At 46.3% G+C, this 12347-nt stretch carries 12 protein-coding genes; 5 read left to right on the top strand and 7 right to left on the bottom strand.

The window, feature by feature from the left end; genetic code table 11:
• Positions 1–159: 159 nt before the first annotated feature.
• From HU147_RS17680 to HU147_RS17670, 3 genes are all read right to left on the bottom strand, one after another.
• Positions 160–696, bottom strand: coding sequence for an RNA polymerase sigma factor (locus HU147_RS17680; protein ID WP_036803003.1), 537 nt, complete (start codon positions 694–696; stop codon positions 160–162).
• Between the two features lie 615 nt (positions 697–1311).
• Positions 1312–2367 (bottom strand): YkvI family membrane protein, encoded by a 1056-nt coding sequence (locus HU147_RS17675; protein WP_224077426.1) that lies wholly within the window; start codon positions 2365–2367, stop codon positions 1312–1314.
• A 144-nt stretch (positions 2368–2511) separates the two neighbouring features.
• The gene (locus tag HU147_RS17670) at positions 2512–3765 is read right to left on the bottom strand and encodes a CNNM domain-containing protein (RefSeq protein WP_224077425.1); all 1254 of its coding nucleotides are present in this window, start codon (positions 3763–3765) and stop codon (positions 2512–2514) included.
• A gap of 147 nt (positions 3766–3912) precedes the next feature.
• On the opposite strand from HU147_RS17670, the gene HU147_RS17665 reads away from it, so the two are divergent.
• Positions 3913–5286: a dipeptidase gene (locus HU147_RS17665; protein ID WP_224077424.1), complete on the top strand. Its 1374-nt coding sequence runs from the start codon at positions 3913–3915 to the stop codon at positions 5284–5286.
• Between the two features lie 66 nt (positions 5287–5352).
• On the opposite strand, the gene HU147_RS17660 is transcribed toward HU147_RS17665, so the two are convergent.
• Positions 5353–6231, bottom strand: a complete 879-nt coding sequence (locus tag HU147_RS17660) for an SDR family oxidoreductase (protein ID WP_224077423.1) — start codon at positions 6229–6231, stop codon at positions 5353–5355.
• Between the two features lie 157 nt (positions 6232–6388).
• On the opposite strand from HU147_RS17660, the gene HU147_RS17655 reads away from it, so the two are divergent.
• The 3 genes from HU147_RS17655 (at position 6389) to HU147_RS17645 (ending at position 9084) form a co-directional block, all read left to right on the top strand.
• Complete coding sequence (locus tag HU147_RS17655; protein ID WP_224077422.1) at positions 6389–6955, top strand: glycerol-3-phosphate acyltransferase; 567 nt, start codon at positions 6389–6391, stop codon at positions 6953–6955.
• Between the two features lie 134 nt (positions 6956–7089).
• Positions 7090–7944 carry a DegV family protein gene (locus HU147_RS17650; RefSeq protein ID WP_224077421.1) on the top strand — a complete coding sequence of 285 codons (855 nt, stop codon included), beginning with the start codon at positions 7090–7092 and terminating at the stop codon, positions 7942–7944.
• Positions 7945–8064: 120 nt separating this feature from the next.
• A complete protein-coding gene (locus tag HU147_RS17645; RefSeq protein ID WP_224077420.1) occupies positions 8065–9084 on the top strand; it encodes a DUF2804 domain-containing protein in 1020 nt (339 codons plus the stop codon).
• A 77-nt stretch (positions 9085–9161) separates the two neighbouring features.
• Here the strand turns inward: HU147_RS17645 and HU147_RS17640 are convergent, their stop codons facing one another.
• Positions 9162–9875: a glycerophosphodiester phosphodiesterase family protein gene (locus HU147_RS17640; protein ID WP_224077419.1), complete on the bottom strand. Its 714-nt coding sequence runs from the start codon at positions 9873–9875 to the stop codon at positions 9162–9164.
• Positions 9876–9886: 11 nt separating this feature from the next.
• Positions 9887–10741 (bottom strand): tryptophan 2,3-dioxygenase, encoded by an 855-nt coding sequence (kynA, locus tag HU147_RS17635; protein WP_224077418.1) that lies wholly within the window; start codon positions 10739–10741, stop codon positions 9887–9889.
• Positions 10742–10860: 119 nt separating this feature from the next.
• Between kynA and HU147_RS17630 the strand changes: the two genes are divergently transcribed.
• Positions 10861–11370: a YusW family protein gene (locus HU147_RS17630; RefSeq protein WP_224077417.1), complete on the top strand. Its 510-nt coding sequence runs from the start codon at positions 10861–10863 to the stop codon at positions 11368–11370.
• A gap of 49 nt (positions 11371–11419) precedes the next feature.
• Here the strand turns inward: HU147_RS17630 and HU147_RS17625 are convergent, their stop codons facing one another.
• Positions 11420–12202: a GNAT family N-acetyltransferase gene (locus tag HU147_RS17625; RefSeq protein ID WP_224077416.1), complete on the bottom strand. Its 783-nt coding sequence runs from the start codon at positions 12200–12202 to the stop codon at positions 11420–11422.
• Positions 12203–12347 lie beyond the last annotated feature (145 nt).

The following is a 12347-nucleotide window of genomic DNA, read 5'->3' as shown; positions in this document are numbered from 1 at the left end:
CAGCCCATTTAATTTCGCTTGAATATACGTTTTTGCTCATGCAAAAACACCTCCGATTTGTGTACTTATTAAAAGTGTACCATCTCGAAGGTGTTTTATATTGTCCCATTTAATTATGTTAGTCTAGAACGCTCAGCTGGTTGGATGGGTTTCATTAAATTAAGCGATTTGAACATATTCGCGCGTGCGTGCATCTTCCAGCAGCATATCTTTAAGGCGCTGCTTGCCCCGGAACAAACGGGATTTCACGGTGCCGATCGATACTTTCATCGCTTCCGCAATTTCAATCAGCGACAATTGATGAACGTAGAAATAAAGAATCGTGGTACGGTAAATTGAATCCAGCTCAGAAATTTTGTGGCGGATCATCACAGAAACATCCTGCTGCTCCAAAATTTCAGATACACCCGCTTCGTCAGAAGGGATCAAATCAAGAAGGGATACATCCAAGCCTTCCGGCTGGTAAGCCACATGCTTGCTGCGGCGTACATTTTTGCGGTAGCGGTCACGGAAAGTGTTCATACAGATTGTCGTCAACCAAGCTTTCAAATGATCCACTTCCTGAATCGATGACTCATAGCGCACAACTTTCAGCCAAACTTCCTGCATCAAGTCCTCCGCTTCAGCTTTATTGCGGGTCAATTTCAAACATAGATGATAAATATAGCGGTTGTATTCTGCATATAAACTTTCCATGATCGTGCCTCCGTCCGTTTTTCTTATTAACCTTATTGTGCCCTATCCGAAACTTACGCTCTATCGCTTTCACTTTCATTAAACTTACAAAGTTGTAATAAAGAAATGCGAAAGCGCCTGTTCAGCTCCGAAAAGCGCTGGAGGACTGGGCAGTGATGGCGCACTTTGCCATCGCAGACCAGTCTGAAGCGTCTCGAGGAGCTAGGCGCTGCAGCTGGACACAAGAAAAGCAGAAGCGCCTGTTCAGCTCCGACCGGCGTAAGACGATTTGGCGAAGCGGCGTATTTCCAGCCGCACAGCCAAAGTGGCTTACGACCCGAGGAGCTAGGCGCTGCAGCTGGACAATAAGAAAAGCATAGGCGACCGGTTAGCCCTGACAAGTAAGATATGAACCAAAAGCAGTTTGGTCTGTATCTTTGCGACGAAGCACATAGTGCTGCAGGAGCAGGGTTTAGATAAATTGGCTGCATGCTCTTCTGTTTTCAGCAGGCAAGTCTGAAGCGTCTCGAGGAGCTAAGCGCTGCAGCTAGACACCAAGAAAAGCGGAAGCACCACTTCAACAAAAAAAGAGCTGCCGCAGCAGCACTTTTCCTTAAGCTTTATCTCCATTGATATTTACTTCTTAGTTCTTCCAACCTTTCTCACGTCCACTAAAATCAAAGCGCCTACCAGCAGAAGCCCGAGATAGCCAATGGCCGGATAAAGCCAATTTACCAATTGCGTAAATCCGGCAAAACTCAGTCCAAAAGCGGCAAGCCCCGCAATGATTACAAAAAGCTTAAATTGCTTCGTACCCATAGTTGTAAAACGTGCAGAAAAGGATAACAACAAACTTACGGCCGTATTATAAATCATGCTGAAAATAACAAGCGCCATGACAATTCCCAAAATCGGCGAAATGTTATCTGCCAGCCTTAACATCGGCAAATCTGCTGTTCCAACCACGTTAACTTTTGAAAAGATGGCCAAATAACTCAATAAGATTAAAATCCCAAAAACAAACCCACCGATCATTCCGCCGCGTGCTGCCACTTTTTCATTTTTTTCCGCTCCTCCAAGTACGAGCGCCATCGCAGTTGTCAATGCAATGGCAAGTGAAACATAATTGATCGCTGCTATAAGCCAATGGGGGCCAGCAGATAACTGCTCTTTGGCAACAAGATTCAATTCTGCAAAACTGGCATCCATTGTGGCTAAACTATAAACCGCAATACCGACAACCATTACAATCAAGAACGGTGTAATGCTTCCAATTATCGTAATCACTTTTTTAACATTGAGCATGATTGTAGCAATAATCAGAACGGTGATGATGATCCGGCCAGTTACAGGCGAAAGGCCGAATTGTTGAGAAAAGATAGAGCCGGCACCTGCTACCATAACTACTAAAATTCCAAATAAAGTGATGATTAAAGTATAGTCGATGATTCTTCCTACAACCCGTCCGCCAATGCGAAAGACAGCTTCTTCATGGGAGACGGTCTGGAGCCGGCTCCCCAGCCCCGTCAGGACTTTCCCTAGATAGGCAAATAAAATTGCAGCAAGTCCAACGCCCGCTAATCCCCAATAGCCGAAACTAGTAAAGTACTGTAAAATTTCCTGCCCCGATGCAAATCCTGCACCTACAATAATTCCAATAAACGCACTGGCAATTTTCAAACTCCTCTTCATGACATTCTCCTTTCTCATACATCAGATTCAATTCCTTTTTATCCTCGTAGAACCCTTTCTTTATAGATTTCCTTTAGATGGGGCAGCTTAAACGGATTTTTTTCATAAAGTGGCCACTTTAAAAAGACAAAAAAAGACCCTGTATTATACAGGGTCTGCCATCATTTCTTCTTCTGTAAGTTTCGTAATGGTCAAGCGGATAATGCGGTTGCGGTCCATTTCATTCACTTTGACGTGAAGGTTTTCGTACGTAAATTCTTCGCCTTCGTCCGGCACATGGCCCAATTGCTGCATCACAAAGCCGGCGATCGTGTCATGATCGTTTGGCACTTCCACCTTGAACATATCATTGACATCTTCAATTTCCAGTCGGCCATGGCAGGACAATTGCGTATCGGTCATTTCAAAGACAAGTTCGTCTTCTTCCACGTCCGTCTCGTCTTCGATATCCTGGCCAATCATTTCTTCAATAATATCTTCGTTGGTGACAATGCCAAGCGTCCCGCCGTACTCATCCAAGATGACCGCCATATGCTTTTTCTTCGCCATCATCATTTTAAAAACTTTCTCGACGCTTACTGATTGCACGACGAAGAGCGGGTTGTCATCCATCAATTCTTCGATAGTCAAATTCGGGTTCATCGACCACTCAATCAATTTCTTCGAATAAAATAAGCCGACAATATTATCCAAGCTTTCTTCATAAACCGGATAGCGGGTATAAGAAGAATCCAGGATTAAATCCCGTACTTCCTCATAAGTCGATTCGATGGCAATGCCCACCGTATCGGTACGATGAGTGGACATGACGTCAGATACATCTTTATTCGGGAAATCGAGTACCCCTTTGATCCGTTCGGATTCCTCTTCTTCAAAAGTCCCTTCGGTAGAGGCAATGTCCACCATCGAGCGAAGTTCTTCCTTCGTCAATGTCGCTTCTTTTACTGCCCCTTTGGATATAATGCGGATAAAGATATTGGTAAACTGTGACAGCAGCCATGTGAGCGGTTTTAAGATCACAACAAAAAAACTGATGGCCGGCGCCACTATATAGACAATGCGGTCTGAAAAAGTTGCCGCAATTGTTTTTGGCAATACCTCACCAAAAATAATAAGAATCACTGTCAATACTGCCGTTGCGACTCCGACTTCCCAGCCTCTTGTAATCGCGATCGTTGTCACCAAGGTTGGCAGCAAGATGTTCACAATGTTGTTTCCAATCAAAATAGTCGTAATCATTCGGTCCGGCTTCGCGATCAACTTCTGTACACGCTGCGCTTTCGCATCGCCTTGTTCTGCGCGAAGATGGACCTTCATCCTATTAACAGCTGTTAATGCTGTTTCACTTCCGGAGAAGAAAAACGACATAAATAAACAAATTCCTAATGCAATAAACAAATTTGGTTCCTCCAGTGTATAAAACACAATTTTTTACGAGCTCTTTCCGTATGAAAGATTATACCATAGCAATTTTCCAATTGTCGAAACACATAGCTCCTATGTTATAATTTTTCCATAATTAAAAAATAGGAATTGAGGGATAAAATGAATGCACAAATGATAGACGAGTATTTCAAGAATCACCGGGAAGACCATCTGGAAGAATTAAAGGCATTCTTGCGCATCCCTTCGATCAGCTCATTGTCCGAGCATAAAGACGATGTTCGCAAAGGCGCGGAATGGCTGCGCGATGCTATGGAAAAAGCGGGGCTTGAAAATGCGAAAGTTTTTGAAACGGAAGGACATCCGGTCGTTTATGCTGACTGGCTCCACGCCGAAGGCAAACCGACCGTACTGGTATATGGCCATTACGACGTTCAGCCGGTAGACCCGCTGAACCTCTGGGAAACGCCGCCTTTTGATCCGCAAGTCCGCGACAATAAATTGTATGCACGCGGTGCAAGCGATGACAAAGGGCAGACCTTTATGCATGTGAAAGCAGTTGAAGCTTTACTCCAGTTGAACGGAGAGCTTCCTGTGAACATTAAATTCATCGTTGAAGGCGAAGAAGAAATCGGCAGCCCGACACTTCCGAAATACGTGGAACAAAACAAAGAACAGCTGAAGGCTGATTTGATCGTCATTTCCGATACAGGCATGCAAGGCCCGGGCCGTCCGGCTGTCTGCTACGGACTGCGCGGCCTTGCCGGCATCCAGATTGACGTGAAAGGGCCAAAAGGCGATTTGCATTCCGGTCTTTACGGCGGCGCCGTGCAAAACCCGCTGCATGCCATCGTTGAAATCCTGCAATCATTCCGCGATAAAGAAGGCGTTATCCAAGTGGAAGGTTTCTACGAAGATGTGCTGGAAGTCTCGGACGAAGAGCGTGCAGAATTCGCGGCGCTTGAATTCGACCTTGAAAAAGAAAAACAGGATTTGGGCATCACCGAAGATTTCGGTGAGAAAGGCTATTCGTTCGTTGAACGTACATGGATCCGTCCGACACTTGAAATCAATGGCATCACTGGCGGCTTTTCCGGCGAAGGCATCAAAACGGTACTTCCTGCTGAAGCAAGTGCAAAAATTACATGCCGTTTAGTGCCGAATCAGGATCCGGACGATATTGTCGCGAAACTCCGTGCGCATGTCGAAGCGAACAAGCCAAAAGGCGTGACTGTCAAAATCTCTGACTTCGATAAAGGCCAACCATTTTTGACGCCTTACGACCATCCGGCCATCCAGGCGGCAGGGCGTTCGTACGAAAAAGTCTACAATGTCAAAACCGCATTTACCCGCATGGGCGGATCGGTGCCGATTGTGGCAGTATTCGACCAAGTGCTTGGCTTGCCGGTCGTGTTGATGGGTTTTGGCTTGTCTTCTGAAAACTTCCATGCGCCGAACGAACATTTCCACTTGGAAAACTTCGACAAAGGGCTTCGCGTCATCAGCGATTACCTGTTCGAAGCAGCAAATTTATAATCAATGGACAAAGGCCTTTCCGATTTCCGGAAAGGCCTTTTCTTTGTGGTTGTTCAAGCATGCCATTTACGAAGACATATAAGCGCCGCCGTTGATGTGAAGGAACTGTCCCGTCATATAGGCGCCGTCAGCAGAAGCCAACAGTACAAAGCTGCCCGTTAAATCCACCGGCTGGCCCGGCCGGCCGAGCGGCGTCGATTTGCCGAATTCCGCCACTTCTTCTTCTGAATGGCTTGATGCGACGAGCGGTGTCCAGATCGGCCCCGGGGCGATGCCGTTTACCCGTACACCGTCCGGAGCAAGCTCCTGCGCCATCGCCCGGGTGAATGCCACAATGGCGCCTTTGGTGGTGGAATAGTCCACTTGTCCGGTCTGGCCCGCATATGCATCGATGGAAGACGTATTGATAATTGAACTGCCCGCTTTCAGATGGGGCAACGCCGCTTTTGTTAAATAAAACATGGAAAAAATATTGACGGCGAAGGTTTTCTGCAATTGTTCTGCCGAAATATCCAAGATACTTTCCTGCCGCGCGGCCCATGCCGCATTATTGACCAAAATATCAAGCTGGCCATGAAGTTCGATGACGTCTTCAATCGCTTTCCGGCAAAACACTTCATCTGAGATGTCGCCTGCGTGCAGCGTACAGCGCACATCCTGCTCTTCAATCAAATGCTTCGTTGCCTCTGCATCAATATGTTCATCGTAATAAAGGATCGCCACATGCGCTCCTTCTTTCGCAAAACCGATAGCCGCCGCTTTGCCGATGCCGCTGTCTCCGCCTGTAACCACTGCCACTTTGCCGGCCAGCTTGCCGCTTCCTTTGCGGCTCTTCAAGTCAAAAATCGGCTGGGGATCCATTGCTTTCTCGAGGCCAGGCTTTCGTGATTGGGATTGGGGCGGGATGCCTGCAGCCAAGTATTTTTCCTGCGTCAAATCCTCCATCAGAACACGCTCCTTTTTTCTCCTTGCTATACCCGCTTTGCAAAAAAACAACTCGTTTATTCAACTGTCTCGGGTTGATAGGGATGCTGTACAGGGTTTCTTTCTGATGGGGAAACTGGTTAAATAAAATCAACAGTATTTTCCCTGGAGGCGTAGCATGGTCGTTTATTGGATTGCAGCTTATATGATTGGAAATATTTTGACCGCGTGGTGGGTCGGCAAATGGAAAGGGATTGATTTGCGGAAAGAACGGAGCGGCAACCTCGGCGCCCGGAATGCCGGAGCCGTTATCGGCAAATCGGCTTTTGTCCTGACATTTCTAGGGGACGCGGCTAAAGGCGCGGTTGTCGTAGCACTCGGCCATTACGCAGGTTTGGCAGAATGGGTGGTGTCCGTTGGCGGCCTTTCCGTGATTTGCGGACACCTTTTTCCCTTATGGCTAAAAGGGCGCGGCGGCAAAGGCATTGCGACGTTCATCGGTGTCAGCTTGTCTTTGGCTCCGTTCTTTTTTCTGGTCATGTTTCTGGCTTTCGCCCTGGCCTTCCCCCTCTTGAAAAGTGCGACATTAACAATGCTGGTCAGCTACGCGGCGTTTATCTGTGCCTTGGCTTTCACTGACGGCTGGATGGACTACTGGCCGCTTATTGTGGCAGTGATCCTGATCTTGATCAAACATCAGGCAGATATCCATGAATCATTCTACAACCGGTTTCCCAAACAGTAGGCATGCGATGCTGGCTAAAGATTTTACACCAGCGGCAAGATGTGCCTTTTTTCTGGACCCATTTGTCTATCGAAGGGTTTCCATACGTGTTATAGTTTAATTATTCAAAATAATTTTATGATAGGATGGCTGAAATGAAAAAACCAATAGCATGGGTAATGGATACGACAGGGTATGTCACGGAAGAATTCAAAGCTCATCCAGACGTTTATATTGTGCCGCTCAACATCCATTTTGGCACAGAAGAGTTTATTGATGGCGTGGATTTAACCAATTCGCAGCTATATGAACGCATCAAAAAAGCGACCGAATTCCCGAAAACTTCTCAGCCTGCTGCCGGCAAATTTGCCGAACTGTACGAAAAGCTGCAGGAAGAGTATGAGTGCGCCATTGCGGTACATGCATCAGCCAAATTGAGCGGCACGATTGCTTCTTCAACCGCCGGAGCTGAAATGACAGGATTTAAAGTTTATGCCGTTGATTCTTTGGCGCTGTCTTATGGCTTGTCCGGTTTGATTGAACGCGGCATGACGCTTGCTGCAGGCGGAATGGCTGCTGAAGACATAGCCGCACAGCTCGAAATGGAAACAAAAAACTTTCGAAACTATATTTTAATCGGCAATCTGTCTCAATTGTACAAAGGCGGACGCATGAGCGGTGCCCAGTATTATCTAGGCAGCCTCTTGAAAGTAAAACCGATTGTCCAAATAAGCGCTGAAGGAGAATTGTTGCCGATTGATAAAGTGCGGTCCCACAAAAAAGCAGTTCAGTATTTAATCGACCACGCCAAGGCGGACCACGAAAAATTCGGAATCGATACGTTCCAAGTCATGCATGGCAATGTACATGCTGAAGCTGAAAACTTTAAGCAAGAGATCTTAAAGTTTAATCCACAAGCCGATGTGCAAATCGGCGATTTAAGTTCTTCCCTTGCCGTCCATGCCGGGGAAGGGACAATTGCCTTGATGTGGAGAAGACCTGTAAAGTAAGGGCTTCAGAAAAGTTCGGTCCGTCCCTGCACGGCCGCCCATTTTCCCCTTTTCCTATTCAAGTTTTACAAGCAGTTGTTCTGCTACAATAGAAGTAGAATGATGAGCGAGGTGGATTTAATGCAACATGTAGAACGGGAACTTACAGAACACGTAATGCTTTGTGATGCAAAAGGCCAATTAAATCCGGGAGCCATCGGCTATGCACGCCAACCCATCATTGTCAGCAATTTGCGCGGCAATTTCATGAGAAAGAAAAAATGGAATTACTGGTGTATTTATGGGGAGGAAATCCTGTTTTCCGCGACAATTAGCCATCTGGATTATGCAACTGTCTGCTTTGTATACATGTTAAATTACGAAACGCAGCGGTTTTATGAAAAAACCATCGTTGTCCCTTTTACCCGCCAGCTGAAATTATCAGATGAAGTGCTCGACACTTGCCACTTCCACCACAATGACATGTCTATTCAAATTGACTATCAGCACCACAACACACGGCTTCAAGTAGATGTGGGCGATTTTGACGGTGAAGCACTGCATGCTTTGTTCACTATCCAACACCCTGAAACGTACGATTCGCTCAACGTGGTGATCCCCTGGAACCGGCAAACTTTTCAATTTACCGGCAAGCATCTGTCGTTGCCCACTTCAGGAACGGTAAAAATCGGCAATCGACAGTTTGAATTTGAACCCGAATACAGCTTTGCCGTCTTGGATTATGGCCGAGGTGTCTGGCCGCGTGAATCTTCCTGGAATTGGGCGATGGCTTCGCAGCGCTCGCTTGGCCGTTCAATTGGACTTAATTTTGGCGGCAAATGGACAGACGGCACCGGCATGACGGAAAATGCATTTTTCGTCAACGGAAAAATGACCAAGATCCACGAAGATGTTCTGTTTCACTACAATCGGGAAAATTATAAGGAACCATGGCTGATTCATACTAAATTCTCCGATGATGTGAAATTAACATTCACTCCATTTTTTGAACGCACTTCCATCAGTGATATGAAGCTGGTGAAATCCGAAGTCCATCAGCTGTTCGGCTATTACAACGGTTATGTCCGGCACCCGGACGGCAAAAAAGTAAAAATCCTTCAAGTGCTTGGAGCAATTGAAGAACATTACGCAAAATGGTAAAAGAGGCACAATGGCAGCCCTTCGTAAAACGAGATCTTCACTCTCACTTTACGGAGTACAGCACCATTGCGCCTCTTTTATTTTAATTCGTTCAGCATCCGTTCGGGATAATCAGTGAAAATGCCGTGAACACCGATTTTTTGAAGTTCCTGCGCATATTCAAGGCTGTTGACTGTCCAGACATAGACAATGGCCCCTTTTTGCAAAGCATTCGTTGTCATTTTCCGAAAAGCGGATGGCAATGAAATATGGAGCCGATTCGTACCAATGACGCGGGCATAATCATAAATATCCACATAGATTTGAGACGTGATAATGGCCGATTCCAAATCCGTTTCCAAGCAGACTTTCTGTACATCTTCGTGATTAAATGAGGAAATAAGCACCCGGTCGAGCATTCCCTTTTTCGTCGCCAAATTGATGACTTTGTCCACCAATCCATCATATGGGAAAATATCCGATTTGATTTCAATATTCAAGCGGTGATGGGTATCCTGAAACACATCCATTACTTCAGAAAGTGTAGGAATGCGTTCCCCGCTCCATTCATCCGAAAACCAGGAACCGCAGTCGTAAGTTTGCAGTTCTTCGAGCGTTTTGTCTTTGACATACCCTTTCCCGTCTGTTGTCCGGTTGATTTTCTCATCATGGATGACGACCATTTTGCCGTCCTTTGTCAATTGGACGTCTACTTCGACGCCATCGATCGGCAATTGCGCAGCTGCTTGGAATGCTGCCAGTGTATTTTCCGGGTAGGTCCCTGAACACCCTCTGTGTGCATAAATCTTCATGTCTTATCCTCCTAAATCTCTGTCCGCAGTTCCCAAAGTTCCGGGAAAAAATAATGGTCCAGCACTTTTTTCAAATAATGGACGCCTGACGAGCCGCCAGTCCCTTGCCTGAAGCCGATAATGCGTTCAACGGTTTTCATGTGGCGGAACCGCCATTGCTGCAGGGAGTCTTCAATATCAACCAGTTTTTCTGCCAACTGATACAGCTCCCAGTGGGACTCTGTATCCTGATAAACAGCTTTCCATGCTTGTTTAACACTATCGTTGCTTTCGTAAACCATTGTAATGTCCCGGTCCAGCAGTTCCGGATCTATTATAAAGCCGCTTCTTGCAAGCTTTTGAATAGCCGCATCATAAAGGCCGGGTTTCTGGAATGCTGAAAGAAGTTCCTGATGGAGCTCTTTTTCATTTTCATAAATTTTTAGTACATGTTTTGTTTTATACCCTAAAGCGAACTCAATCATGCGGTATTGATAAGATTGAAAGCCGCTCGCATTTCCGAGGGCGCCCCGGAACTTCAAATAATCGGTCGGAGTCATGGTGGCCAATACGTCCCACCCTTGAATAATCTGAGATTGTATTCTCGAAACCCTGGCTAATTGCTTAAAAGCCGGCTGCAGATCGTCCCCGTTGATGCAGTTGATAGCTGACTGCAGTTCGTGCAAAATCAGTTTCATCCATAATTCGGAGACTTGATGGATAATGATGAACAGGGTTTCGTCATGCTGGCCGCTTACCGGCATCTGGGCAGAGAGCAAGCCATCCAGCTGCAAATACTCTCCATATGTCATATTTTTTTCGAAATCTGTATGAATTCCTTTTTCAGAAGCTGCTGCAATGTTCTGGCCGTTTGTGTAATCTTTCATGATGACCACTCCGTTCGGGCTCGGCTTTTTCTATCTCCGCTCAGCTCCATGCAACGATTAAAAACAGGAAATTCGGGAATACAGAATTTAACTAATTTAATTCTGAAAGGATGACTTCCATGACCTTCAAAAAAACATCTGTCCTCACTGCATTAATGCTTTCTTCCACACTCGCCCTGTCAGCCTGCGGCGAAAGCGACGAAGTAAATGAGCCCGTCGGCAACGAATCTCAAACGGATCCGGCACCCGGTTCAGGCGATGCCTCCCCTGGCGGCGGAACCGATGAAGAAAGCATCGGCGGCGATACATTCGGCTTTACCGAGTTTAGTGTAGATGTGGATTACCCGGACCAGGATGACGCCATCGATATCAGCTATGAAGAAGACCGCGACAATATAGAAGCCAGTTACGAAAACAAGTTGGAAAATCAAGATTTAGCCGGAGACGAGGCTATGGATGAAATCGAACCTGTTTTCCAGACCCTCGATCTAACTTCTGATATGACTGATGAAGAAGCCATCGAATCAGTTGTAGGCGGCTTTGGCATTGAAGCAGGCTACAAAACGATTGAAATAGAAGTGCGCTTCTCCGACGGCACGGAAAAAGAATTTAAAGGCCAAGGAAACTGATTCCGCCACTCGCCATCTGCCTCAGCAGATGGTTTTTTTGTTGAATAGATTAAACCCGTTTCCAATAAGCGACGGTATTGATGGGCTGAAAACCTGCCCTTTCGTAGACGCTTAACGCATTGTTATCCGTTTCCACATCAAGCAGCACCTGATGCTTCCCTTTTTGGAACGCCAAATTACGGCTCCATGCCAAAAAGGCCTGTCCGTATCCTTTTCCCTGCTCTTCAGGATGGACGGCAAAAGCGGTTACCCAAAGCTCATCTTCTTCTGCAATCAAGGTCGCTGTTGCCACTAATTTTCCGTCTTTTTTCATCACCCAGACATCTCTTCCCGCTTCTTCCAAGTTATGCGCCATCACCGGAATCACTTCTTCATCAAAAGCTGCCCGCAAAAGCGACTCCAGTTCTTCCCGTTCTTCGCTGAACTGCGTTACCGATACGCCTTCAGGCAGATCCACGGTTTCCAATGCCTCTACACCCAGCTGGATTTCCTTGAAGTCTTCGCTATAGCCCAAACTCGCAAGAAATCCGGCGGCTTCCGGATCTTCAATAAAAGCCGCCAATTCGCTTTCGGCTTCGCGCTGCGTATGCCCGTGATGGATTCCTTCAGCAAGTGCGGATCCAATGGACTGCCTGCGGTAATCCGGATGGACAACTGCCGACCATTCGTAATGATGAAGGCCGATGATGTCAACGGAAGTGGCAAATCCGATCAATTCCCCTTCTTCGGTATACGCAACAACGGCAAATCCGCGGGTATGCGGCTGGTCCCACACCGGTTCTTGGAGCACCACGCTGTAATCTTTTTGAAATAGAGCAAGTAATTTTTTCATATCGCTAATTGTTTGTGAATCCAGCGGAAATGATTCGATAGACAGAGAAATATTCATATTCCACCAACCTTTCTAGTATTATTTTCATCCTAACATATGATGACAGAATTGACCGTTTTTTTACCGTTCTGTATCAATCGTTTAA

The organism is Planococcus chinensis (assembly GCF_020071995.1).
GTDB lineage: Bacteria > Bacillota > Bacilli > Bacillales_A > Planococcaceae > Planococcus > Planococcus chinensis_A.
This window is presented reverse-complemented; position numbering and strand designations above follow the sequence as displayed.

Coding starts and splice junctions, on each gene's coding strand:
- HU147_RS17675 (WP_224077426.1), bottom strand. CDS start 2,367: ATGAAGAGGAGTTTGAAAATTGCCAGTGCGTTTATTGGAATTATTGTA.
- HU147_RS17655 (WP_224077422.1), top strand. CDS start 6,389: ATGGTCGTTTATTGGATTGCAGCTTATATGATTGGAAATATTTTGACC.
- HU147_RS17630 (WP_224077417.1), top strand. CDS start 10,861: ATGACCTTCAAAAAAACATCTGTCCTCACTGCATTAATGCTTTCTTCC.
- HU147_RS17680 (WP_036803003.1), bottom strand. CDS start 696: ATGGAAAGTTTATATGCAGAATACAACCGCTATATTTATCATCTATGT.
- HU147_RS17640 (WP_224077419.1), bottom strand. CDS start 9,875: ATGAAGATTTATGCACACAGAGGGTGTTCAGGGACCTACCCGGAAAAT.
- HU147_RS17645 (WP_224077420.1), top strand. CDS start 8,065: ATGCAACATGTAGAACGGGAACTTACAGAACACGTAATGCTTTGTGAT.
- HU147_RS17625 (WP_224077416.1), bottom strand. CDS start 12,202: ATGAAAAAATTACTTGCTCTATTTCAAAAAGATTACAGCGTGGTGCTC.
- kynA (WP_224077418.1), bottom strand. CDS start 10,741: ATGAAAGATTACACAAACGGCCAGAACATTGCAGCAGCTTCTGAAAAA.
- HU147_RS17665 (WP_224077424.1), top strand. CDS start 3,913: ATGAATGCACAAATGATAGACGAGTATTTCAAGAATCACCGGGAAGAC.
- HU147_RS17660 (WP_224077423.1), bottom strand. CDS start 6,231: ATGGAGGATTTGACGCAGGAAAAATACTTGGCTGCAGGCATCCCGCCC.
- HU147_RS17650 (WP_224077421.1), top strand. CDS start 7,090: ATGAAAAAACCAATAGCATGGGTAATGGATACGACAGGGTATGTCACG.